Origin of the sequence: Pseudomonas sp. PMCC200344, assembly GCF_030053095.1 — a bacterium.
GTDB classification, from domain to species: domain Bacteria; phylum Pseudomonadota; class Gammaproteobacteria; order Pseudomonadales; family Pseudomonadaceae; genus Aquipseudomonas; species Aquipseudomonas svalbardensis.
The window spans coordinates 6,381,775-6,405,767 of the sequence record NZ_CP125618.1 but is presented as its reverse complement, the minus strand read 5'-3'; the positions used below and the strand labels follow the sequence as shown (position 1 = coordinate 6,405,767).

Sequence of the window (23,993 nt, the reverse complement as noted above, 5' to 3'; positions counted from 1 at the left end):
CTCGAGTGCTAGCGCATAAACCGTAGTGGTAAACCCTGACAGTTGTCATTAAGACGTTTGTCGTGCCAGGCAATTTGCCCCGACACGATTGTCGTGCTGACGCTGTGGCGAAAACGCTGTCGGGCAAAAGGTGTCCAGCCGCATTGAGACAGGATCGGCTGCTGAGAAACGGTGACGCCGCCGGGTTCGGGTTTGATCAGAACGAGGTCGGCCCAATAGCCTTCGCGCAGATAACCGCGATCGGGAATGGCGAACAGATCGGCGACCCGGTGACTGGTTTTTGCGACGAGCGTAGTGATCGGCAACACTTCATCCGCAACCAGTTCCAGCAACGCGGGCAGGGCGTGTTGCACCAATGGCAATCCGGAAGGCGCCTGACTGTACGGCCGCTGTTTTTCAGCCCAGGTGTGTGGCGCGTGATCGCTGCCGATCACGTCGAGTCGATGGCTCAGCAACGCTTCGCGCAAGGCATCGCGGTCGGCCTGGGTTTTGATCGCCGGGTTGCACTTGATCAGGTTGCCGAGGCTCGGGTAATCCCGGTCATCGAACAGCAAGTGGTGCAGGCAGACTTCGGCTGTGATGCGTTTCTGGGCGAGCGGCTTGTCTTCGAACAACGCCAGTTCGCGGGCGGTGGTCAGGTGCAGAACATGCAGTCGGGTGCCGTGACGTCTGGCGAGGTCCACGGCCATTGAGGAGGAGCGAAAGCAGGCCTCGGCGTTGCGGATCAGCGGGTGGGCCGCCGCTGGAATGTGTTCGCCGAACAAGTCGCGCAGGTTCGCGGCGTTGGCGTCGATACTGGGCGTGTGTTCGCAGTGGGCCAACAGAATGGTCGGCACCTCGGCGAATAGCCGTTCCAGAATCTGTGGGTCATCGACCAGCATGTTGCCGGTCGAAGCGCCCATGAACACTTTGACGCCGGCTACTTCACAGGGGTTGAGCCTGGCGACGGTATCGAGATTGTCGTTGCTCACGCCGAAATGAAAGCCGTAATTGGCGACAGAGTTGATCGCCGCTCGGCGCTTTTTGTTGGCCAGTGCGCTGAGGTTCAGGGTCGCCGGATTAGTGTTGGGCATGTCCATGAAGCTGGTGATGCCACCGGCCACCGCCGCCCGGGATTCGGTGTAAAGGCTACCCTTGTCTGGCGAGCCTGGATCGCGGAAGTGCACTTGGTCGTCGATCATTCCCGGCAGCAGCCATTGCCCTTGTGCATCGATTTCCACGTCAGCATTTTCACCGTGGATGCTGCTGGCGATCTTCACGATTCGGCCGTTGCTCACCAGCAAATCACCCTCAAACTCGCGATCTTCGTTCACCAACCGGGCATTGCGAATCAGCACGCTGCTCATGGTCAGAACTCGTTCTGCAGGGCTTTGTAGCCGCGCACCAGATCGACGTTGGTACGCGCCACGTCCTCGGAAAACTCCGAGGCGCTGACGCTCACCGGTGGGAACTGCGACAGATCTGTCTTCGGGCCAATGCGGGTGGTGGAGGGCACGTAGAAGTCTTCGGGCAAGTCGCGACCATCGACCACCGAGTTGTGCCGCACTACGCATCCGTCACCGACTACGCAGTTGAACAGCACGCTGTTGAAACCGATAAACACCCGGTCGCCAACCTTGCACGGACCATGAACGATCGAGCGGTGGGCGATGGAACTGAACTCGCCGATGGTCACTGCCGCGCCGGACTTGGAGTGGATCACCACGCCATCCTGGATGTTCGAGTTGGCGCCGATGGTGATCGGCTCCATCTCGCCTGAGGCATCCACTTCGTCAGCGCGTATCACCGCGTAAGGACCGACGAAGACGTTCTCGCCGATCACCACTTTGCCGCAGATGATGGCGGTTTTATCCACGTAGGCAGATTCGGCTATCACCGGCAAATCACCGGAAGGATTCTTGCGGATCATGGCTTGCTCAACGCGTTGTACAGGGTGTTGAGGTTGTACTCGAACAACCCGACAAAGGTGCTGGCCGGCCCGGTCGCCGCGAGCGCATCGGAGTACAACGTGCCACCGATGTGCGCGCCGCTTTCATCGGCAATCTGCTTGAGCAGGCGTGCATCCTTGATGTTTTCCATAAACACCGCTTTGACCTTGGCCTGGCGGATCTGAGTGATCAATGCAGCGACTTCAGCGGCTGACGGTTCGCGCTCAGTGGACAGGCCTTGAGGGGCCATGAAGTCGATGCCGTAAGCCTGACCGAGATAACCGAAGGCGTCATGGGACGTCACGATTTTGCGATTGCCCGGTGGCAGCGAGCCGAGTTTGGCCTTGGCTTCGGCGAGCAGCGCGTAGATCTTTTTCAGGTAGGCCTGACTGTTGCGTTCGTAGTCGGCTTTGTTCGTCGGGTCGGCGGCGATCAGTGCCTTGGTGATGTTGCTGATATACAGCTCAGCGTTCGCCAGGTTGTGCCAAGCGTGCGGGTCGGGAATCGTCTCGTCATCTTCATCCAGGGAGCGCGGGATGATGCCGTGGTTCGCGCTGATCACTGGCGCTTTGGTCTCGGTGCTGGTCACCAGGCGGTCCAGCCATGGCTCGAAACCCAAGCCGTTTTTGATGATGAGTTTGGCTTTGAGCAACGCCTTGGCGTCGTCAGGTGTCGGCTCGTACGTGTGAGCATCTGCGTCCGCGCCGACCATGTTGGTGATCTGGATATGGTCGCCGCCGACTTGGTGGGTCATGTCGGCGAGGATGCTGAAACTGGTGACTACCTGAAGTTTTTCCGCAGCAGACAGCGACATCGACAGCAGCAAACTGAACAGCACGAGTAAAGCGCGCATCGGGTAACACCTCATTGGGATGTGAGCAAAGGCGGGCGGCGCAGCAAACCGTGCACCGGTCCGAACACCACGGACAGCAGATAAAAACCGCCAGCCACCAGCACGATCGCCGGCCCACTGGGGAGCGAGTAGTAGAACGACAGCAACAGTCCGAGCCACACCGAGAGGCAGCCGAGCAGGGCGGCGATGGCCATCAACGTCGGCAAGCGACGACTCCAGAAGCGCGACGCGGCGGCGGGCAACATCATCAAACCGACGACCATCAACGCGCCGATGGCTTGAAAACCGATCACCAGATTCAGCACCACCAAGGTTAGAAATACGCCATGAGCCAGGGGGCCGAGTCGGCTGACGGTTTGCAGAAAGAGTGGGTCGAGGGTGTCCAGCAACAGTGGTTTGTAGATGAACGCCATGGCGATCAGGCTGAAGCCGGAGACCCAGAGCATGCCCGTCAACGTCGGGCCATCGACCGCCAGCGCCGAGCCAAACAACAGGTGCAACAGGTCCAGGCGTTTGCCGCCGATGCCGAGGATCAGCACACCGCAGGCAAGGGAGATCGGGTAGATCGCAGCGAGGCTGGCGTCTTCTCGCAGGCCGGTGCGACGGGTGATCCAGGCAGCGAGTCCGGCCATGCCGAGACCGGCACCGAGGCCGCCGACGGTCAGTGCCGTCAGACTCAATCCGGCGAACCAGAAGCCCAATGCGGCCCCCGGCAGAATGCCGTGAGCCACCGCGTCGCCGATGAGGCTCATCCGTCGCAGGATCAGAAACACGCCCAACGGTGCGGTGCTGCACGCCAGGACCAATCCACCAAGCAGCGCTCGGCGCATGAACACGAACTCGTGGAACGGTTGCCAAAGATGAGTGGCCGCGAGCATCAGGCCACCCGCGCTTGTGGTTGTTGGCGGATCAGATCAACGCTCGATCCGAGGACGCAGCCGGTGCTTTTGATCAGCATCGTTTGAGGAATGTGTTGGCGAACGGCGGCCAGGTCATGGCACACGATCAGCTGGGTTCGGCCTTCGGCATGCCAGGCGTGAATGTGTTTCCAGAGCAGTGCCTGACCGAACTCGTCGAGGGCGGCGTGGGGTTCGTCGAGCAATAGCAATGGTGCGTCGGCGAGGCTCAAACGGGCGAGCAGGGCACGCTGTAATTCGCCGCCGGACAAGGCCATCAACGGGCGCTGTTCCAGTCCGCTCAGACACCAGTTTTCCAGCACGGCTTTGAGGCGTTGTCTGCGTATCTCGGGAGACTGCGTGCTACCCCAGAAACCAGCGGCTACTAACTCTTGCAAGCTGATGGGGAATTGGCGATCCAGGTGTTGTTGCTGCGGAAGGAACGAGAGTTTGCCCTTGCGTGGAACATCCAAGATGACTCTGCCGGTCAGCGGTTTTTGCAAGCCAGCGATGACTTTCAGCAGGCTGCTTTTACCCGAACCGTTCGCACCGATTACGGCGGTGAGACTTCCTTTGCTCAGTTCGAAATCCGCGGATGGAGTCAGGGGCTGGCCGGGTGCGCCCCAACGCAAGGCTTGGCAACGGATCATGCGGCCTCCCAATTCCAACGGCTTTCGGCGACGGCATCGTGGGCGTGAAGGCTTTCCGCATGGACGACTCGTATGTGGAAGGCGTTGATGCCGGGGGAGCGTTTCAGCGCCAGGTTCAAACGTCGTGCGGCGTCTTCGCAGAACATCAGGTTCTGACCGTTGGCCAACGCGAAGGCTTGTTCGTCGGCGCGTTTTACGGCGGTTTGTACGGCGGTGCCGAGGGCTGCTTCGGCGTTGTTGATGATCGCGATCAGCGGCAAGTCATCCAGATAGTCGTCCACTCGAAGCCGCAATTTCGCATTGCTCCGTTGGCTGTGAGGCGTTGCGACGATGCCTTTTGTGGAGCCGAGCCAAGCCAAAACATCGGCATATTGTAACGGCTTGTTGGCGAAGTCATCGACGAATTGCTGCTGAATCAGTTGTCGGGAAAGCGCGGCCGAACACGGACAGGTCGAGGAATAAGGCACGTCGATTTTTAGTTCCACGTGGAACATCGCGTTTTTCAAACGTGCTTCGATGCTCACTGGATAGGTTTTCCAGCCGGCCAACGGACTGATCAGCGCCGGTCTTTTGAGCAGTAAATCGGTGTGGATTTTTAAGTACGCGCTGTTGGACAGTCCTTCATGAGTCTTGAGGAAACTTTGCAAAACTTTCCGCAACAAGGCTGGCGTCAGGTTTTCTTGCTCGAGCATTTCAAGCGCCAAGTACAGCCGCGACATATGAATCCCGCGCGCCTCTCCATCATCGAGGCTAACGCCGGCGTCGGCTTTCGCACTCAGCCGTTGGCCATCGAACAAAACAGGAAGAGCAATGCCGCACATGCCCACCCATTCAAGTGGCAGGGCTTGGCGTGAGGCCTGCGCGGCGATATCCGGCAGAGTCAGCGCATTCATGAGCAGGTCCATCGTGGGAGTCGATTCCGTATGTTATGTTATTACATTAAAATCAACCATGCCTTTTTTATGAACAGGCTTTCATCATGCACAGACGTCACTTGCTCAACCTGATCCTGGCCAGCGCGGCCTTCGCTTTACCGTTTGGCGTCTCGGCCACACAGATTCGCAATGCGCGGCTCTGGCGTTCGGATGACAAGTTGCGATTGGTGTTCGATCTGAGCGGGCCGGTGCAATACAAGACGTTTTCCCTGAGCGCTCCCGAACGGCTGATCATCGATCTGAGTGGCGCCAACCTCAGTGGCGACTTCCGTCAGTTGGCGCTCAGCAACACCGTGATTCGCTCGATACGCTCCGGGCCCTTCGGCCAGGGCGATACGCGAATCGTCCTCGACCTCAGCGGCCCGGTGCAGCTCGCCAGTTTTTTACTGCCGCCACAGGACGGTCAGGGCCATCGACTGGTACTCGATCTGAGGACGGCTGCGTCGTTACAAATGGCGGCGGCGCCCGAGGCGACCGTCGACAAGGCACACCCCAAGCGCGACATCATCGTCGTGTTCGACCCTAGTCATGGCGGCAAAGATCCGGGAGCGGTCGGAGCCAAAAAAAAATCCGCCGATCGATAGCTACATCGCCTGGCTAAAGGGTCAGAAAAAAGTTGGTTGAACTTTCGCATTAATGTGAACACTTGTTGTAGAAACTAAAGAGGAATAAAAAATCGACTCTGATATTAAAATGGTCTAAAAGCTGCTCGTGACCTGTCATATCTGACAGTAGACGGTGCTTGAGCGACGATGCTTAATTATAGGTGTTAATAGATCGAGAATATTTATCCTAAGTTACATTCTGGAGGGGCTGGTGATGCAAGTTGAAAAGTATGTTGAGGATTTTGATTCTCTCGAAGCACGCAGGTATGAGACCGGAGAAATGCTGGTTACCCCACACATGACATTCATTACAACCTCATGGAGTCATGAGTTAGGGATGAGTATCGGAGACGTCCGTTCCGAGGGAGGCTTTAGCGGTAAAGGTCTACATTCAGACGCTAGTGGTCATTTTGGACACGGAAACTTGATAGTTACGTTCAAACATCCAAGGATTAAACGTTTCGAGTTTTTGTATCACGGAACTAACGCCAATGATCGTGTTTGTCGTTGTTTTGATCAAGGCGGATCGCTTATCGAGGAACTAAAACTGCAAAGCGATGTAGCCCAAGTAGTTAAGTATGGCCGTGGGGAAGCAGGTTCCATATCACGACTCGAGATTGACTTCGGCTCTGACGGACAATATATGGCGGTTGACCGTTTCATCATCGAACAAGAAGAGTAACTTGGCAGTAAGAGCGGACGAGTTGTTGAGACCTGTTGAGTAAGTGCGCGAAGTCACGCAATGACTTGTTGTAGGCTCAGCAGCCTGTAATCCGGCTACACGTGAACTTGGCGCTGCTGTCGCCGGAACTGGAAAACCGGTTGATGGTTGTCCAGCCAACCCGGCGGTTGTAGCCGACCCAGGCTTCGCCATCGGATGCGAGACCGGTAAAGAACGTCAGTTGCCCGTAGCGGCTGTTGGTTTGCGCCCAATAGCGTTTGCCGGCCACTTCGAAGCCGCGCAAATAGATCGTGCTACCGACGGTATTGACGCTGTAGGCATTGCCGTCGCCATCCACGCAGGACAGCAGATTGGCGCTTCGGGTGCATTTGGCCAGGCTCGGGATTTGCGCCCAGGCGTCGACAGCAATCAGCAACGAAACGCTCATCAGCGTTATTTTCAGGGCTACACGCATAGGATTTCTCACGGACCGAACGGGCTTGAGCATCGTGCCCTTTGCCATCATGGGCAAGAGGGGAGTGGCTTGATTGTGTTGTTATACTATAACATCAAGTTAAGCCCGACACTGCGACCGGGCATCTCTATGAGGAATACCTGATGCCCAATCGTCTCCCCGTCACCGTCCTGTCGGGCTTTCTCGGCGCTGGCAAAAGCACGCTGCTCAACTACGTGCTGCGCAATCGCGACAACCTGCGCGTCGCCGTGATCGTCAATGATATGAGCGAAATCAACATTGATGGCGGTGAAGTTCAGCGCGATGTCACCCTGAATCGTGCGGAAGAAAAACTGGTGGAGATGAGCAATGGCTGCATTTGCTGCACCTTGCGCGAAGACTTGTTGGAAGAGGTGAGCAAACTCGCCAAGGAGGGTCGCTTTGATTATTTATTGATCGAATCCACCGGCATTTCCGAGCCACTGCCCGTGGCGGAAACCTTCACCTTCCGCGATGAAGAAGGGCAGAGCCTGGCCGACATCGCCCGGCTCGACACCATGGTCACCGTGGTCGACGGCATGAACTTCCTGCTCGACTATCAGGCCGCCGAAAGCCTCGCCTCCCGTGGTGAAACCTTGGGTGAAGAGGACGAACGCTCGATCACCGACCTGTTGATCGAGCAGATTGAATTCGCCGATGTGATTCTGATCAGCAAAATCGACTTGATCAGTAGCAGCGAACGCCAGGAGCTGATCGCGATCCTTGAGCGGCTTAACGCCCAGGCGGAAATTATCCCGATGGTCATGGGCGAAATTCCCTTGGCGAAGATCCTCAATACCGGTCGTTTCGACTTCGAAAAGGCCGCTCAGGCGCCGGGCTGGTTACAGGAGCTGCGTGGCGAACACGTGCCGGAAACCGAGGAATACGGCATCGCCTCGACAGCCTACCGAGCACGCCGACCGTTTCATCCGCAGCGCTTTTACAGCTTCATCGACCGCCCGTGGGTGAATGGCAAACTGCTGCGCTCCAAGGGCTTCTTCTGGCTGGCCAGCAAGCACATGGACGCCGGTAGCTGGTCCCAGGCCGGCGGATTGATGCGCCATGGTTTCGCCGGACGCTGGTGGCGTTTCGTGCCGAAAACCCAGTGGCCGCAGGACGAAGAAAGCACCGCCGGGATCATGGAAAACTGGACCGCAACCACTGGCGATTGCCGCCAGGAACTGGTGTTCATCGGCCAGAACATCGACTTCGCGCAACTCACCAGCGAACTCGACAATTGCCTGCTGACCGACGATGAAATGGCGTTAGGCATCGAGGGCTGGCGACTACTGCCAGATCCATTTGGCCCGTGGCATGAAGAGGCGGCAGCCTGATGTTGGCACCCAGTCTGACACTGCGGCCGATCATTTATCAGGTTCAAGGTGAGACGCCGCAAGCGCTCACCCGAATACTGGATGACGGCGTAAACCTCGCCGTTTGGCAGCGCCAATTGCCGGCGCACATCGCTGATTTCGGCAGTTTGCTGCTGTCCCTGAACGAGCCGCTGGCCGAGTCGCTGGTTCTGGAACTGCCCAGCGATGACACCGAACCCAATCTTCACGGATTAGCCTCAGGTTTCAGCGATCTCGAAGGTTACGAAGGTTTCATCGCCGACGTCTCCTGGCTGGTCAGTGCTTTCGCCTGTTTGATGGGCGCCAAGCGTATCGGCCTGCGCTTGCGGGTCCTGGACAAGGCCATGTGCCCGCGTTTCCACGTCGATCATGTGCCGGTGCGGCTGATCACCACGTATTGCGGGATCGGCAGCCAGTGGTTGAAGGAAGGTGCGATGGATCGCCGACAACTGGGCAACGCCGAAGCCGAAACCCAGGACGGTCCGCTGATCGAGCAGATCGCCAGCGGTGAAGTCGCGTTGCTCAAAGGCGAGAAATGGCATGGCAACGAAGGTTTCGGCCTTATTCACCGGTCGCCACAGCTTGCGTCCGGTGAGCGGCGGCTGATCCTGACGCTCGACTGGCTGAGCTAGCGGCTCACGGCTTGAGCCAGGTTCCCTGGCTTTGGGCTTCGCAAAACGGCTTCAAATACGCCGCATCCGTGGCTACGCCGTAATAGTGAATATCCTGCCGGTAAGGCATATTGGCGACTTGGGCGTTGTTGCACACGCCGAACGCGCCAGAGGGGCATTGGTCGACGTACTGCACCTCAACTTTCTGGTCAGGAAGGTTCGGCTGGCAGAAACCATCGGCGAACAGTTTTTCCGGAATGTTGCGGTTCTGCTGGCAGACTTTCACGTCGAGTCGCGCAGCCGTGCTATGTACCACGCAGGCTTGAGCCAGCGCCTCACCTGAAGTGAGCGCCAGGAGCAACGACAATCCCATCAACCGCATCCTTACCTCCTCAGAAACTTTCGACCATGTTGCAGAACATTCCCACTCATGTCATTGCTGGCCCCTTGGGTGCCGGCAAGACCAGCCTGATCAAGCACTTGCTGGCGCAGCGGCCGGCGAATGAGCGTTGGGCAGTGCTGATCAACGAGTTCGGTCAGATCGGCCTCGACGCTGCATTGCTGACTCAGGACGCCGATGGTATCGCACTGGGTGAAGTGGCCGGGGGCTGTTTGTGTTGCGTGAATGGCGCGCCGTTTCAGATCGGCCTCGGGCGTTTGCTGCGCAAGGCGCGGCCGGATCGACTGTTTATCGAACCCTCCGGGCTGGGACATCCGGCGCAATTGCTCAGGCAGTTGAGTGAGGCGCCGTGGCAAGGCGTGTTGGCTGTTCAACCCTGCGTGCTGGTGCTGGACGCCCAGGCACTTGCTGCCGGCAAACCGCTGCCGGTGGCGCAACAGGAAGCGCTCAAGAGCGCCGGGTTGTTGCTGATGAATAAAGCCGAAAATATCGACGATGCTGATCGTCAGCGAATCACCGCACAGTTGCCGGCGCGTCCGTTGTACTGGACGCAGCAAGCCGCGTTGCCATTGAGTGAGTTACCAGGGCTTGGGGTTCAGGCTGTAGCGGGTGTGGATAACTTCGTTGCGCCCAAAGGATTGGCACAGCTGCCAGCCATCTGGACCGATCCTGCGCTGCCAATTTGCTTGAGCCAGGAGCAGGAGGGCGGCTGGAGCGTTGGGTGGCGTTGGCATCCCAGTCAGGCTTTCGATGCGACGCTCGTTGGCCGTTGGCTTGAAAGCCTTGCCTGGCGGCGGGCGAAACTGGTTATCCACAGCGTCGACGGTTGGGTTTCGGCGAATGCGCTGGAAAACTCAGTGCTGCACTGGCTGCCCAGCGAATGGCGGCGTGATTCGCGTATCGAGCTGATTTTCAGCGAGCCGCAGGATGTTGATTCATTGCAAAGAGCTCTAGCCGACTGCCGGTCGAGCCAGACTTGAATCAAGGACGCCATTTAGTGTGTTCTTGCCGCCACTGGCTCATCTCGATCACCTCAGCGCGCGGTTTCACTACATCGGTCACCGCAGGTGTGTCGTCGAACGGCATCGGGTAGGGCGCCAGCTCAATCTGTGCACTGTGGGCGCCGAACTGGGTGATGGTGCCGTTGTGACGGCTTTCACCGGTCACGGTGAATTCGAAGTTATACACACGGGCGAGGCGCCGCCGGCCGTTGGCGTCTTTAATGAATGCGATCTTCTTCAAGGCCACGTTGCCGTCCAGCAGCTCGATTCCGAGCTTTGCGCAATGCAGCTTGACCCGCTCCAGCGCGCGCTCGCGCAAGCCATGGTTGTGCCATAACCACGCGCCACCGGTGGCAAGCAGCATCAGGACGAAGATATTTCCAAGGGTCAGCATCAACACGTTGCTCCAACAAGATAGTGTCAGCTTAACTGCGTCGCCGGTCTGTCGTACAGGCTGCGTTTAGTCGCATACTGCGCGGCTTGAATTTCAATCGTTTGACGGAAAACCCACCGCATGAAACGTACGCCCCATCTGCTCGCCATCCAGTCCCACGTGGTGTTCGGCCACGCTGGCAACAGCGCCGCGGTTTTCCCGATGCAGCGGGTCGGGGTGAATGTCTGGCCGCTCAATACGGTGCAGTTCTCCAACCACACCCAGTACGGCCAGTGGGCCGGTGAAGTGCTGGCGCCGCATCAGATTCCCGACCTGGTCGAAGGCATCGCGGCGATTGGCGAGCTGGGCAACTGCGACGCCGTGCTGTCCGGCTATCTCGGCAGTGCTGCTCAGGGCCGGGCGATCCTGACGGGGGTGGCGCGGATCAAGTCGATGAATCCCAAGGCACTGTATCTGTGTGACCCGGTGATGGGCCATCCGGAGAAGGGTTGCAGCGTGCCCGCGGAAGTCAGCGATTTCCTGCTGGAGGAGGCGGCTGCCGTGGCGGACTTCATGTGCCCCAACCAGCTGGAGCTGGACAGCTTTTCGGGGCGCAAGCCGCAATCGTTGTTCGATTGCCTGGCCATGGCGCGAGCGCTGCTGGCGCGCGGTCCGAAGGCTGTGCTGGTCAAGCATCTGGACTATCCCGGTAAACTGGCGGATGTTTTCGAGATGTTGTTGGTGACGGCCGAAGGCAGCTGGCATTTGCGCCGTCCGCTGCTGGCGTTCCCGCGTCAGCCGGTGGGCGTCGGCGACCTGACCTCCGGACTGTTTCTGGCTCGCGTGCTGTTGGGCGATAGCCTGGTGGCGGCTTTCGAATTCGCAGCGTCGGCGGTGCATGAAGTGCTGCTGGAAACCCAGGCTTGCTCCAGCTATGAGCTGGAACTGGTGCGGGCTCAGGACCGGATTGCCCACCCGCGAGTGCGGTTTGAAGCGACACCGATCAGTTTGTAACAACATTCGCGGAAAAAAATCGCAGCCTTTGCGCTGGCTGCGACTTTGTCGATATCAGGCGTCGCCCTTGATGTCCTGATAACGCTTTTCCAGCTCCTGACGAATCTGCCGACGTTGCTGGGCCTGCATGAAGCGGCGTTTGTCTTCGCTGTTCTGCGGTTGCAGTGGCGGGACAACAGCCGGTTTGCGGTCGTCATCCACTGCGACCATGGTGAAGAAGCAGCTGTTGGTGTGGCGCACCGAGCGCTCGCGGATGTTTTCGGTCACTACCTTGATGCCCACCTCCATGGAGGTGTTGCCGGTGTAATTGACCGAGGCCAGAAAGGTCACCAGTTCGCCGACATGGATCGGTTCACGAAAAATCACCTGGTCCACCGACAGGGTCACCACGTAGCGGCCGGCATAACGGCTGGCGCACGCGTAAGCCACTTCGTCGAGGTATTTGAGCAAGGTACCGCCGTGGACATTGCCAGAGAAGTTGGCCATGTCGGGGGTCATCAATACCGTCATCGACAGTTGTGCGTTTCCGGGTTCCATAGCGTTCTCACGGTTCAAGGCAGAATTTCGGGAGGGCGGCACCTCTGCGGGCGCCTCGTCAGCTTTTTCAAACCAACAGTTATCGGGACGCCGGGCAGGTGGCTGCCGTCACGCCTGGATCGATCTGTTTCCATATATTGCACCGCCTTTCTGCCAGAAGTCGCGGTGTTACCCTTCAAAAGCCCCGTCTCAAGGGTAATTCCCACGCGGAAAGTGGATTTTTACCTTGCTCGAACAGACCTTTCCCACGTCTGTCGCTTGAGCAATGTCACCCAAGGAGCCCCACACCATGCACGCCATCAGTTTTATTCAGGACCTGGCAGTGATCATGTTGATCGCGGGTGTGGTGACCGTGCTGTTTCATCGCTTCAAACAACCGGTGGTACTCGGCTACATCGTCGCCGGCTTCATCATCGGCCCGCACACCCCGCCGTTCAGCCTGATCCACGATGAAGAAACCATCAAAACCCTCGCCGAACTCGGGGTGATTTTCCTGATGTTCTGCCTGGGCCTGGAGTTCAGCCTGCGCAAGCTGTTCAAGGTCGGCGCCACGGCGTTCATTGCGGCGTTTTTGGAAATCGTGCTGATGATCTGGATCGGCTACGAAATTGGTCGCTGGTTTGACTGGAACACCATGGACTCGCTGTTCCTTGGCGCGATCCTGGCGATTTCGTCCACCACCATCATCGTCAAGGCGCTCAACGACCTGAAGATGAAGAATGAGCGCTTCGCGCAGCTGATTTTCGGCGTGCTGATCGTTGAAGACATCCTTGGCATCGGCATCATCGCCTTGTTGTCGAGCATCGCGGTCAGCGGCACGGTCAGTTCTGGCGAAGTGTTTTCCACGGTCGGCAAGCTCTCGCTGTTCATGATTGTCGCACTGGTGATCGGCATCCTGCTGGTGCCGCGATTGCTGGCTTACGTGGCGAAGTTCGAAAGCAATGAAATGCTGCTGATCACGGTGTTAGGCCTGTGTTTCGGCTTCTGTTTGCTGGTGGTCAAACTTGAGTACAGCATGGTGCTCGGTGCCTTCCTGATTGGCGCGATCATGGCTGAGTCCCGGCAATTGCTGAAAATCGAGCGCTTGATCGAACCGGTTCGCGATCTGTTCAGTGCGATCTTCTTTGTCGCCATCGGGCTGATGCTCGATCCGATGATCCTGCTGCAATACGCGTGGCCGATTGCGGTGATCACCGTGGCTGTGGTGCTGGGCAAGATGTTTTCTTGCGGTCTTGGCGCCTTTATCGCTGGCAATGATGGACGCACCTCACTTCGCGTCGGGATGGGGCTTTCGCAGATTGGCGAATTTTCTTTCATCATCGCCGCGCTTGGCATGACGTTGCAGGTCACCAGCAACTTCCTTTATCCGGTCGCCGTTGCCGTCTCGGTGATCACCACGTTGCTGACGCCTTACCTGATCCGCGCGGCTGATCCGCTGTCGATCAAGCTTGCCGCGGTGATGCCGAAGCGACTGGGCAGGGTATTGGGGATGTACGGCGAATGGCTGCGCAGCATCCAGCCTCAGGGCGAGGGCGCGCTGTTGGCGTCGATGATTCGGCGGATTCTGTTGCAGGTGGGAGTCAATCTGGCGCTGGTGATTGCGATCTTCTTCTCGGGTGCTTTTTTCGCCGAGCGCATGTCCGCTTACCTGCAAGACTGGATCAGCGACCCGAGCTGGCAGAAAGCGTTGATTTGGGGCGGGGCGTTGCTGTTGTCGCTACCGTTCCTGATCGCCGCCTATCGCAAGCTCAAGGCGCTCTCGATGCTGTTGGCGGAGATGGGCGTGAAGCCGGAGAAGGCCGGCCGCCAGACGCAGCGAGTGCGTCGGGTGATCGCCGAAGTGATCCCGATCCTCTCGCTGCTGGTGATTTTTCTGCTGCTGGCAGCCTTGTCGGCCAGTATTCTGCCGACCAACAAGTTGCTGGTGCTGATCGTCGTCGTCGCGGCCGCTGTAGCGGCGCTGCTCTGGCGCTGGTTCATCCGCGTACACACGCGGATGCAGGTGGCGTTGCTCGAAACACTGGACAACCACAAGGACTCCTCAAGCCACTGAGACCTCTGTAGCAGCTGCCGAAGGCTGCGTTCGACTGCGTAGCAGTCGCAAGTCAGGCAATGAGGGGGTAACCGAGTCGCAGGGTCTACGACTGCTTCGTCCGAATGCGGCCCGAACCGAGCGCAGGCTGCGCCAGCTGCTATGGCTACAAGTCGAGCTCAATCAGCTTTCCAGCCAGACGTCCCGCGCCCAGTGCCACACCGATTCCCAGGTTTCTTCGGCGATCAGCTCTTCTTCGGCCAACCACAGCACCACGGTGCCGTCTTCTTCGACCAGGTAGTAGTTGTCACCGTCCTGGCAGATCGGAATCATGCTGCGATCAACACCCGCATCCCAGGCGTTGGCGGCAACGTCCGGCAGGTAGGTGTGGGATTGCGGGTCGGTAACGGTTACCGGCTCCAGGCTGCCGTAGACGACGTCGCTGACGGTCAGCAAAAATTCTCTGAAGACAAATGGAATGTCGATGAACAGCTGTTCTTCGATTTCTACCAGTTGATCTTCGTCGGGTAACTCCAAGGGGACCGGTACCGGTTCGTTGGCTTCACGCAGTTGTTCGATGATTTCTTCCACGTCCGGGATCCTCTTGCTTGATGGCGCGGTTTAGTTGGGGCGGTTTATACAGTAGCTCGCTATAGATGCAACCGCGAAATAGAAAACCCCAGCCGAGGCTGGGGTTTTTATTACAGCATGCTTAACGCGGGAGGGATCAGCCGTTCTGGCGGATACCGGCGACCAGCCAAGGCTGGTTCTCGCCCTGCGGACGTTCCATGTTCCAGCTTTCGCTGAACACTTCGCCCTGGTCGAAACGCGAGCTCTTCGACACACCGGTGAAGGTCAGGGTGGCGATGGTCTTGTCGGCACGGTCATCCACGCCGTCCAGTTGAACATTGAGGTTATCAATGTAGGTGGACTGGAAATCGTCGCCCAGATCGGCACGTTCGCGCTTGAGGAACTCCAGCAGTTGCGGGGTCACGAACTCGGCGATCTTGTCCATTTCGTTGGCGTCCCAGTGTTGCTGCAGGGACTGGAAGTGGTTGCGGGCCGCTTCAATGAAATTATTTTCATTGAACCAGGCCGGAGCATTGATTACCGGACGAGCGGCAACCGGTGCTGCCGAGCCGCCGAAGATCGAACCCATGGCCGTTGGCTTCTGCTCGAACACTTCACGCTGCATCGGAGCGCCAGCTGGAGCCATGTGCTCCTGTTGCTTGCGACGACGAGCGGCGATGAAACGGAAGACCAGGAAGGCGATGACCGCCATGATCAGGATGTCGAAGATCTGCATGCCCTGGAAGCCGCCGCCCATGAACATGGAGGCCAGCAGGCCACCGGCCGCGATACCGGCCAGAGGGCCGAGCCAGCGCGAAGCACCGCCGGCCTTGGCAGCGGCGCCAGCAGCACCGGCCGCGCCCGCAGTGGCAGCAGCGCCGCCTGCAGCAGAAGAAGGAGCCATTTGGCTGGTCTGGTGAGTCGGCGCAGCGCCGGAGCTCTTGCCACCACCAAAGCGCTTGGCGGCATTGGCGTCGAGGCTCATCGTCAGGCCAATGCACAACGCCATGGCGATGCTAAGAAAACGTTTCATAAAGGGAATTCCCATTTGTGGAAGGCACGCGCGCCATGTTGCACAGCTGAAGTGTTACTGGCTAGCGGCAGAGTGTTTCGGGCTTTTGCCTGACAGGTTGTATTCAGCTTCAGTCAGCGCAATAAGGCCTGTTAACTTTGGTCTGTAAGACGAGTGGATAAGTTCTGTAGGAATGCCCGCAGCGAGTGCAGCGCAGATAGATCGTTCCCACGCAGAGCGTGGGAACGATCATCGGAACCTAAATAGCTTCCAGCTTCGCATAACCCAACATCAGCCACTTGCTGCCTTCGCTAAAGTTCACCTGCACCCGAGCCTGAGCCCCGGCACCTTCGAAGTTCAGGATCACGCCGTCGCCGAACACCGAATGCCGCACGGCCTGGCCAAGGCTGAACCCGGTGTCCGGGATCTCGCTACCGCCAAACAGGCTGCTGGAGCTCTGCTGCTGGCCACCGCCGAACGGACGGCTGACGCTGTTGGACAGCCGCACTTCCTGGATCAGGCCTTTCGGCACTTCACGTACGAAACGCGACACCTTGTTGTAAGTCTCGCTGCCGTACAGGCGTCGGGTTTCAGCATAGGTCATCACCAGGTTCTGCATGGCCCGGGTGATACCGACGTAGGCCAAACGGCGCTCCTCTTCAAGACGACCCGGTTCTTCAAGGCTCATCTTGTGCGGGAACAGGCCTTCTTCCATGCCCACCAGGAACACGTAAGGGAATTCCAGACCCTTGGCGCTGTGCAAAGTCATCAACTGAATGCTGTCTTCGTGCTCGTCGGCCTGAGTATCTCCGGCCTCCAGTGACGCGTGACCGAGGAACGCCGCCAATGGCGTCAGATCTTCGTCTTCTTCAGCGTTTTCGAAGTTGCGTGCGGCGCTGACCAGTTCCTCAAGGTTTTCTACCCGAGCCTGGCCTTTTTCGCCTTTTTCCGCTTCGTGGTAGGCAATCAGCCCGGACTGCTCGATGACAGTCTGGGTCATCAGGTGCAGTGGCATGTCCATGCACTTGGCGGCGAGGTTCTCGATCAGCTCGATAAATGCGCCAAGAGCACCGGCCGCGCGACCGGTCAGGCCTTTATTGGCGACCAGCAGGCGCATGGCTTCCCACATCGACACATCGCTGTGACGGGCATGGTCGCGAATCGCTTCGACGGTTTTCTCACCGATACCACGGGCCGGGACGTTGATCACCCGCTCCAGTGCTGCATCGTTGCCGCGACCTTCCAGCAAGCGCAGGTAGGCCATGGCGTTTTTGATTTCTGCCCGCTCGAAGAAGCGCTGACCGCCATAGATGCGGTACGGAATGCGCTCACGCAGCAAGGCTTCTTCCAAAACGCGTGATTGGGCGTTGGAGCGGTACAAAATCGCGATATCACTGCGAGCCAAGCCGGTTTTCAGCGCGCTTTCGATGGTTTCCACCACGTAGCGTGCTTCATCGTGTTCGTTGAACGCGGCGTACAGGTTGATCGCTTCGCCTTCGCCACCGTCGGTCCACAGCTCTTTGCCCATGCGTCCCGTGTTGTTGGCGATCAGGGCGTTGGCTGCTTTAAGGATACCGGCGGTGGAGCGGTAGTTTTGCTCCAGACGAATGGTTTCAGCATCCGGAAAATCGTCGGAATACTGATAAATGTTTTCGATTTTCGCGCCGCGCCAGCCGTAGATCGACTGATCGTCGTCGCCGACCACCATCAGGCTGTCACCGCCCTTGGCCAGCAGTCGCAACCAGGCGTACTGCACGGCGTTGGTGTCCTGGAACTCGTCCACCAAAATGTGCCGGAAGCGCTTCTGGTAGTGCGCCAGCAGGCCCGGATGATCGCGCCACAGATCGAGGGCACGCAGCAGCAGTTCGGAGAAATCGATCACGCCAGCGCGCAGGCACGCAGCCTCATAGGCTTCATAAATGCTGCGCATGGTCGCCAGGAACAGATCGCCGCTGGCTTGAATGTGTTGCGGACGCAGACCTTCGTCTTTCTGCCCGTTGATGAACCATTGGGCCTGACGGGCCGGCCAGCGTTGCTCGTCCAGACCCAGCTCGCGGATCACTCGCTTGACCAGTCGTTGCTGGTCGTCGCTGTCGAGAATCTGGAAAGTCTGGCTCAGGCCGGCTTCCTGCCAGTGCGCCCGCAGCAAGCGGTGCGCCAGGCCGTGGAAGGTGCCGACCCACATGCCGGCCGGGCTGATACCCATCAGCTGCTCGATGCGATGACGCATCTCGGCAGCGGCCTTATTGGTGAAGGTCACCGACAGGATGGAGTGGGGCGAGGCGTTTTCGACCTGGATCAACCAGGCGATACGGTGCACCAGCACTCGGGTTTTACCGGAACCAGCACCGGCCAGGACCAACTGACGACCCACGGAGGCAGCTACGGCCTGGCGTTGGGCATCGTTGAGGGAGTTCAGCAGAAGGGAGAGATCATCGCGCATCGGGGCATTCTAGGGTGCGCCGTCACACCGGGCAAACCGAGCTTTGCATTAGCCGATGAAAGAAGCACGGATGACGACCGGTCGGTCACTGGCTTGCAGGCGTTGGCGGGGCTCGCTCCAAGGCTTTTCAGGGGGTAAAGGGGGCTGCAGTTTTTGTCGATTTTATGACCTGGGGCAGTTTGGTCCGGGCATTTGCTTGTGTATGCTCCGTCGACGTTTCGGGCTCATGCTCACCATTATAAGAACAAGAACATTGCCTATGACCCTCAGCACCGACCTGTCGGGCCCCGTTGTGGAGCCCCGGGTTATCCGCAAACAGTACGCCATGGAAATGGCGGTCGAACGCACGCGTCTGCTTTATCAGGGCTCGTTGCTGCCCACGTTATTCATGTTGATCAACGGTCTGGTCTGCGCTGGCTTGCTTTGGAGTCCGCAACGTTACTTTCTGGTCAGCGTCTGGCTGGTGTGGCTGTTGTCGCTGGTGGCGTTGCGGGTAATTCAAGTCGCGGCCTTCGATTCGGCGATACCCAATCGTCAGGCCCATCCGATCTGGCGCCGCATGTTTTTGCTGGGTTCGGCCATGACCGGCCTGACCCTGGCCGGCGCCGGCATTGCGCTGGTACCGGCCGATAACTTCATGCAGCAAGCCTGGGTGTTTGGCCTGATCGGCGCCGCAGCGCTTTCGGCCAGTGTTGCCTACGCGGTCAGCCTGCCGGCGTTCCTGTCCTTTACCTTGCCCTGTCTGTTGCCGGCCATCGGCTATCTGTTCTTGGGCGGCGATGAGCAAGATCAGGGATGGGGCTGGTTCGGGCTGATTTTACTGGGTGCGTTGAGTGTGGTTGCCTGGCAGGTCAATCGGCTCATCGATAGCGGACTGTTGCGGCGCTTCCAGAATCAGGCACTGATCGAGCACTTGCAGCAGGCGCAAAGCTGCAGCGACCAGCTCAATCAAAAGCTGGCCAAGGAAATCGACCAGCGCCGTCGTGCCGAAGACGAGCTGCGGCAAATTCAGATCGAGCTGGAAAGCCGAGTTGCCCAGCGCAGCCTGGAGCTGGACGCCGCCAATCAGGCCCTGAGCAAGAGTGAAGCGCGTCTGGCGCTGGCGTTGAAGGCCAGTGAGCTCGGGTTGTGGGACTGGAACCTGCAAACCGACGAAGTCCATCACACCCACCTTCAGGAGCTGTTCGGCCTGGAACCGGAACTCGTAACGGCGATGCTCCGCCACCTCAAGCCGCGCTTGCACCCCGATGACTTGCCGTCGCTCAAGCGCGCGCTGGTCGAGCATTTGAAGGGCCGCAGCGAGGACTACCAAATCGAGTACCGCGTGCGCCACGGCGATGGCCATTGGGTCTGGATCGAGGACCGTGGCCGGGCCGTTGAGCGTGGGGAAAATGGCCGAGTGATCCGCATGGTCGGCACCCGTCGCGACATCAGCGTCAGCAAAGGCTTGGAAGAGCAGCGGCAATTGGCCGCGACGGTGTTCGAGGCCGCCAGCGAAGGTATCGTGATTTTCGATCCGAATTACGCGCTGATCGCGGTCAATCAGGCCTTCAGCCGAGTCACCGGCTACGACATTGAAGACATGATCGGACGCAACGTGGTCGAGTTGCCGTGCAGTCGCGACGCCCGCCGGCACTACGCGGCGATTCATCAGGCACTGGAGCAGCACGGCAGTTGGCAGGGCGAGCTGGTAGAAACCCGCAAGAACGGCGAGGTGTATCCGCAATGGTTGCAACTCAATGCTGTGCGCGATGCTCGGGGAAATGTGAGCCATATCGTGGGCTTCTTCGCCGATCTATCGGCTCGCCGCGAATCCGAAGAACGCATGCGTTACCTGACCCATTACGATGAATTGACTGGGCTGGCCAACCGTTCACTGTTCCGCGAACGGCTAAGCGAGGCCCATCAGCGGGTGCGCCAGGGCGGCTACCGCAGTCTGGCGTTGCTGCACATCAATCTGGATCGCTTCAAGCTGCTCAACGACAGCCTTGGCCATGAAATCGCCGACCAGCTCTTGCAGAAAATGGCCCGGCGGCTGGTCAACGCGTTGCCTGAGGCGGACACCATCGCTCGCTTATCCGGCGATGAATTTGCCGTGTTGTTCAATGCCTACGGCAACCTGTCGAGTCTGGCGCGGGTGGCGACCCGACTGTCGACCAAACTGCGTTTGCCAATCACTGTCGATGGCCATGAGTTGGTGGTCAGCGCATCCATGGGCATCAGCATGTTGCCGGACAACGCGCGAGAAATTTCCGCGCTGGTCCATCAGTCAAATATGGCCATGCAGCACGCCAAGCATCTGGGCGGAAATAACTTCCAGTTCTACACGGACAGCCTGCAAGCCAGCACGCTGGAGCGCTTGCAGCTGGAAAATCAGCTGCGTAAAGCCATCGAAGAGAAGCAGCTGAAGGTGTTTTACCAACCGAAGCTGTGCCTCGCTACGGGCCGGTTGAATGCCGCCGAGGCACTGGTGCGCTGGGATCATCCGACCATGGGCCGTGTGCCGCCGGGGGACTTCATCGGCCTGGCCGAGGAGACCGGGTTGATCGGCCCTATTGGCGAGTTCGTGTTGCGTCAGGCCTGCTGGCAAGCCTGTGAGTGGCAGCGCCAGGGGCTTGCGCCGATTCGGGTGTCGGTCAATCTGTCGGTGCATCAACTGCGTCAGGGCAAGCTGGTCAGCCTTGTCCGCCAGGTGCTGGAAGAAACCGGCCTGGCGCCGCACTACCTCGAACTGGAACTCACCGAAAGTCAGCTGCTGGACAGCGTCGAGCACATCATCGCGACCTTCCAGCAACTGCGGGATTTGGGGGTCAAGTTGGCGATAGATGACTTTGGCACCGGGTATTCGTCCCTGAGCTACCTCAAGCGCATCCCGGTGGATTACGTGAAGATCGATCAGGCGTTTATCCGCGGTCTGGGGGAGGGCAGCGAGGACGCGGCGATCACCCGGGCGATCATTGCCATGGCGCACGGCTTGTCGTTGAAAGTAGTGGCTGAAGGGGTGGAGCGGCAGGAGCAGCTTGAGTTTTTGAAAACCGAGCACTGCGATGAAGTGCAGGGGTATTTGATCAGCCGCCCGGTCGAGGCCGATGGCCTGGCCGAGCTGTTGCGTGCGGACGCGAAACCCTTGTAGGGGCTACATGGAGCGCATGTGGCGTGAAATGGGGACATCGAGTTACGCATTGAGCAGGCAAAAAGCCGATTCTTGTAGTATAACTACAAGCGCGCTACATCCCCGGCACTGCCAATAACAAAGAGTCCAGCCCTTTGAATCTGCTGCAACACATCGCCCAGTCACGCCACCTCTTACGCAAGTCGGAGCTCAAGGTCGCAGACCACGTGCTGCTTGATCCTGCGGCGGTGATGCACAGCTCCATGGCCGACCTGGCCCACAACGTGGGCATCAGCGAACCGACCATCGTGCGCTTTTGCCGCGCCATCGGTTGTTCCGGTTTCCAGGATTTGAAGCTGAAGCTGGCGCAGAGTCTTGCTGCCGGCGCGAGCTTCGGGCAGTTCGCGATCCATGAAGATGATTCGGTCGCTGACTACAGCCTGAAAATCTTCGACACCACGCTGCACACCCTGATGGAGGTTCGCGAGAAGCTCGATCCGGTGGAGTTGCAGCGTGCTGTGTCGCTCATGTCGCAGGCCCAGCGGGTCGAGTTCTATGGCTTTGGCGCGTCGGGTGCAGTGGCGGCCGATGCCCAGCACAAGTTCTTCCGTTTGTTGCTGACGGCGGCGGCGTATTCCGACCCGCACATGCAGGCGATGTCGGCGGTCACGTTGAAACCGACCGACGTGGCGATCTGTATTTCCCAGTCCGGGCGTTCCAAAGATTTGTTGATCACCGCCAACCTGGTGCGCGAAAGCGGCGCTTCGCTGATTACCTTGTGCCCGAGCCAGACACCGCTGGCCGAACTGTCGACCGTCAACCTGGCGATCGATGTGCACGAAGACACTGAGATCTATACACCGCTGACCTCGCGCATCGCCCACCTGGTGGTGATCGACGTGTTGGCGATGGGCGTGGCCATGGCGCGCGGGCCGAGCCTGGTCAATCACCTCAAGAGCGTAAAGCGCAGCCTGCGCAGCTTGCGACTGTCGCCCAAGTCGGTAAAAGCGCTGGACGATTGAGCTTGATCTGAAATGGCTGGAAGGTCGTTCCGACCTTATCGCGAGCAGGCTCGCTCCCACATTATTTGATCGCGTTCTCCTGTGGGAGCGAGCCTGCTCGCGAAACCGTCCTAGAAAGCGCCGAAAATTCACATCCCTGTAACCCTCCCGCCGCCAAACCGTCATCCCTCGCGCCTATCTTGAAACTCCCGTAATCGCCTTGGGAGACTCGAAATGGCCCAGCCCTACGAAGAACGCAACAGCGCCACCAGAACCCGTCGTCAGCAGGAAGACCAGCGCCGCATGGAGTTTCGTCGCGCTATCGAAGATCGCTGCGATCGTCGCCAACTGCTGGCCGAGATCGGTGATTGCCCTGAGCTGGAGCTCAACTACTGGCAGGCGGCACCGGCAACTTCCCGTCGAAACGCTCAACCAGCGCGCTGATCTGCACCCGCTCGCTGCGAATAAACGCAAGGAACGCGTGCGCCACCGGTGACAGCCGTTTCGCCTTGGCTTGCACCAGGCACCAGCTGCGGTACAACGGCAGCTCTTCGACTGGCAGCTCTATGAGTGCGCCGGTCGCCAACTCAAGGTTCAGGGCGTGGCGCGTCAACAGCGCCAGGCCCAGACCCGCCCGTACGCATTCACGCTGGGCTTCGGCCGACGCCACCTCTTGGGTCTGCGTGAAGTGCACGCGCTTCTCCTTGAAATACTCCTCGCAAGCCAGTCGCGTACCGGAGCCCGGTTCGCGCAACAGCAGCGTATAAGGCTCCAGATCCTGCAAGCGCAGCGGTCCCATATGGGACAGCGGATGATCCGGCGGCGCCACGGCCACGATTGGGTTGTTGAGAAACGGCAGAAACTCCAACCCCATGTCTTGCGGCACCATCGACATAATCACCAAATCATCGCGATTGTCCGAAAGGCGTCGAATCACTTGTCCGCGGTTAACCACCGTCAGGTGCAGGTTCACTTCCGGATGCTGGCGCTTGAACGCGGCAAACAGGTGCGGCACGAAATACTTGGCGCTGGATTCCACCGCCAGTTTCAGCTGTCCTTGCAGCGATCCCTGCATGTCAGAAAGCTGCATGTCGAGGTTTTCCAGGCGCCCGAAAATGTCCCGGCTGGCGCGTTGAAGGGCTTCGGCTGCCTCGGTCATGTAGAGCTTTTTGCCGACGTAATCGAACAAAGGTTGACCAATCAGCTCCTCAAGTTGACGAATCTGTAGGCTCACGGCAGGTTGTGTGAGAGACATTTCATCGGCTGCGCGGCTGTAGGACCGCAAATCACAGACCTCATTGAAGATCTGTAATTGACGTAATGTCATACGCATCAAGGACTTACGCATTTTATAGACGCTCTCACCGCAGGCTGATGCGTCAACTATAAGTCTTTACTTATGGCTGACCCAATAATTAATCATTTTTGTTAATCCCTTGTGGGGGCTAGTGTGGGGCTGCGACTGAATCGAAACATTTGGTCACGCGTCGACCTGGTCTAGCAGGTCGTGGGTA

Annotated in this window: 23 protein-coding genes and 1 pseudogene; 10 read left to right on the top strand and 14 right to left on the bottom strand. The window is 58.8% G+C overall.

The features are described 5' to 3' along the window. Positions 1-8: 8 nt before the first annotated feature. Genes QFW87_RS29455 through folE2 form a run of 6 tightly spaced genes read right to left on the bottom strand, consistent with a single transcriptional unit; the run spans position 9 to position 5,220 of the window. A complete protein-coding gene (locus QFW87_RS29455) occupies positions 9-1,346 on the bottom strand; it encodes a dihydroorotase (RefSeq protein ID WP_283182288.1) in 1,338 nt (445 codons plus the stop codon). Positions 1,347-1,348: 2 nt separating this feature from the next. After that, positions 1,349-1,909 (bottom strand): DapH/DapD/GlmU-related protein, encoded by a 561-nt coding sequence (locus QFW87_RS29450; RefSeq protein ID WP_046044954.1) that lies wholly within the window; start codon positions 1,907-1,909, stop codon positions 1,349-1,351. Next, entirely contained in the window at positions 1,906-2,781 is an 876-nt protein-coding gene (locus QFW87_RS29445) for a metal ABC transporter substrate-binding protein (protein ID WP_283189490.1), read from the bottom strand. Before QFW87_RS29445 ends, QFW87_RS29450 begins: the two co-directional genes overlap by 4 nt. Before the next feature lie 11 nt (positions 2,782-2,792). Beyond that, positions 2,793-3,659 (bottom strand): metal ABC transporter permease, encoded by an 867-nt coding sequence (locus QFW87_RS29440; protein ID WP_283189489.1) that lies wholly within the window; start codon positions 3,657-3,659, stop codon positions 2,793-2,795. Then, positions 3,659-4,327: an ATP-binding cassette domain-containing protein gene (locus QFW87_RS29435; protein ID WP_283189488.1), complete on the bottom strand. Its 669-nt coding sequence runs from the start codon at positions 4,325-4,327 to the stop codon at positions 3,659-3,661. Before QFW87_RS29435 ends, QFW87_RS29440 begins: the two co-directional genes overlap by 1 nt. Next, complete coding sequence (gene folE2 / locus QFW87_RS29430; protein WP_283189487.1) at positions 4,324-5,220, bottom strand: GTP cyclohydrolase FolE2; 897 nt, start codon at positions 5,218-5,220, stop codon at positions 4,324-4,326. The genes QFW87_RS29435 and folE2 overlap by 4 nt, the downstream gene beginning before the upstream one ends. A gap of 86 nt (positions 5,221-5,306) precedes the next feature. Between folE2 and QFW87_RS29425 the strand changes: the two are divergent. Together QFW87_RS29425 and QFW87_RS29420 are read left to right on the top strand one after the other, a co-directional pair. Next, positions 5,307-5,825: pseudogene (locus tag QFW87_RS29425) on the top strand (AMIN domain-containing protein); the annotation flags it as partial. A gap of 253 nt (positions 5,826-6,078) precedes the next feature. Continuing rightward, entirely contained in the window at positions 6,079-6,549 is a 471-nt protein-coding gene (locus tag QFW87_RS29420; RefSeq protein ID WP_283182283.1) for a hypothetical protein, read from the top strand. 76 nt (positions 6,550-6,625) lie between these two features. Here the strand turns inward: QFW87_RS29420 and QFW87_RS29415 are convergent, their stop codons facing one another. Next, on the bottom strand, positions 6,626-7,003 hold the full coding sequence (locus QFW87_RS29415; RefSeq protein ID WP_283189486.1) for a glutamine synthetase: 378 nt from the start codon (positions 7,001-7,003) through the stop codon (positions 6,626-6,628). Between the two features lie 143 nt (positions 7,004-7,146). On the opposite strand from QFW87_RS29415, the gene zigA reads away from it, so the two are divergent. Then, positions 7,147-8,355: a zinc metallochaperone GTPase ZigA gene (gene zigA / locus QFW87_RS29410; protein WP_283189485.1), complete on the top strand. Its 1,209-nt coding sequence runs from the start codon at positions 7,147-7,149 to the stop codon at positions 8,353-8,355. Then, positions 8,355-9,005, top strand: coding sequence for a DUF1826 domain-containing protein (locus QFW87_RS29405; RefSeq protein WP_283182280.1), 651 nt, complete (start codon positions 8,355-8,357; stop codon positions 9,003-9,005). Before zigA ends, QFW87_RS29405 begins: the two co-directional genes overlap by 1 nt. A gap of 4 nt (positions 9,006-9,009) precedes the next feature. Here QFW87_RS29405 and QFW87_RS29400 read toward each other — a convergent pair whose 3' ends face one another. Further along, positions 9,010-9,366 (bottom strand): NADH:ubiquinone oxidoreductase, encoded by a 357-nt coding sequence (locus QFW87_RS29400; protein ID WP_283189484.1) that lies wholly within the window; start codon positions 9,364-9,366, stop codon positions 9,010-9,012. A gap of 26 nt (positions 9,367-9,392) precedes the next feature. Between QFW87_RS29400 and QFW87_RS29395 the strand changes: the two genes are divergently transcribed. Then, complete coding sequence (locus QFW87_RS29395; protein ID WP_283189483.1) at positions 9,393-10,364, top strand: CobW-like GTP-binding protein; 972 nt, start codon at positions 9,393-9,395, stop codon at positions 10,362-10,364. 1 nt (position 10,365) lies between these two features. Here the strand turns inward: QFW87_RS29395 and QFW87_RS29390 are convergent, their stop codons facing one another. Further along, the gene (locus QFW87_RS29390; RefSeq protein ID WP_129439855.1) at positions 10,366-10,779 is read right to left on the bottom strand and encodes a DUF3301 domain-containing protein; all 414 of its coding nucleotides are present in this window, start codon (positions 10,777-10,779) and stop codon (positions 10,366-10,368) included. 120 nt (positions 10,780-10,899) lie between these two features. Between QFW87_RS29390 and pdxY the strand changes: the two genes are divergently transcribed. Then, a complete protein-coding gene (gene pdxY, locus QFW87_RS29385) occupies positions 10,900-11,772 on the top strand; it encodes a pyridoxal kinase PdxY (protein WP_283189482.1) in 873 nt (290 codons plus the stop codon). 54 nt (positions 11,773-11,826) lie between these two features. On the opposite strand, the gene QFW87_RS29380 is transcribed toward pdxY, so the two are convergent. Next, positions 11,827-12,309: an acyl-CoA thioesterase gene (locus QFW87_RS29380; RefSeq protein WP_008156660.1), complete on the bottom strand. Its 483-nt coding sequence runs from the start codon at positions 12,307-12,309 to the stop codon at positions 11,827-11,829. 289 nt (positions 12,310-12,598) lie between these two features. Here QFW87_RS29380 and QFW87_RS29375 point away from each other — a divergent pair, with 289 nt between their 5' ends. After that, positions 12,599-14,362, top strand: coding sequence for a cation:proton antiporter (locus tag QFW87_RS29375; RefSeq protein ID WP_283189481.1), 1,764 nt, complete (start codon positions 12,599-12,601; stop codon positions 14,360-14,362). 162 nt (positions 14,363-14,524) lie between these two features. Here QFW87_RS29375 and QFW87_RS29370 read toward each other — a convergent pair whose 3' ends face one another. The 3 genes from QFW87_RS29370 to uvrD form a co-directional block, all read right to left on the bottom strand. Further along, a complete protein-coding gene (locus QFW87_RS29370; RefSeq protein WP_008156656.1) occupies positions 14,525-14,932 on the bottom strand; it encodes an SMI1/KNR4 family protein in 408 nt (135 codons plus the stop codon). Positions 14,933-15,068: 136 nt separating this feature from the next. Further along, the gene (locus QFW87_RS29365; RefSeq protein WP_283182275.1) at positions 15,069-15,944 is read right to left on the bottom strand and encodes a Tim44 domain-containing protein; all 876 of its coding nucleotides are present in this window, start codon (positions 15,942-15,944) and stop codon (positions 15,069-15,071) included. Positions 15,945-16,182: 238 nt separating this feature from the next. Continuing rightward, positions 16,183-18,366, bottom strand: a complete 2,184-nt coding sequence (gene uvrD / locus QFW87_RS29360; RefSeq protein WP_283182274.1) for a DNA helicase II — start codon at positions 18,364-18,366, stop codon at positions 16,183-16,185. 259 nt (positions 18,367-18,625) lie between these two features. On the opposite strand from uvrD, the gene QFW87_RS29355 reads away from it, so the two are divergent. The 3 genes from QFW87_RS29355 to QFW87_RS29345 all read left to right on the top strand — a co-directional run bounded on the left by QFW87_RS29355 (position 18,626) and on the right by QFW87_RS29345 (position 22,923). Continuing rightward, the gene (locus QFW87_RS29355) at positions 18,626-21,499 is read left to right on the top strand and encodes an EAL domain-containing protein (RefSeq protein ID WP_283182273.1); all 2,874 of its coding nucleotides are present in this window, start codon (positions 18,626-18,628) and stop codon (positions 21,497-21,499) included. Between the two features lie 134 nt (positions 21,500-21,633). Next, complete coding sequence (gene hexR / locus QFW87_RS29350) at positions 21,634-22,500, top strand: transcriptional regulator HexR (RefSeq protein ID WP_008156648.1); 867 nt, start codon at positions 21,634-21,636, stop codon at positions 22,498-22,500. Positions 22,501-22,713: 213 nt separating this feature from the next. Continuing rightward, complete coding sequence (locus tag QFW87_RS29345; protein ID WP_283189480.1) at positions 22,714-22,923, top strand: hypothetical protein; 210 nt, start codon at positions 22,714-22,716, stop codon at positions 22,921-22,923. Here the strand turns inward: QFW87_RS29345 and QFW87_RS29340 are convergent. After that, positions 22,865-23,827 carry a LysR family transcriptional regulator gene (locus QFW87_RS29340; protein WP_149628534.1) on the bottom strand — a complete coding sequence of 321 codons (963 nt, stop codon included), beginning with the start codon at positions 23,825-23,827 and terminating at the stop codon, positions 22,865-22,867. The two genes, QFW87_RS29345 and QFW87_RS29340, sit on opposite strands and share 59 nt — an antisense overlap. Positions 23,828-23,993: the final 166 nt, after the last annotated feature.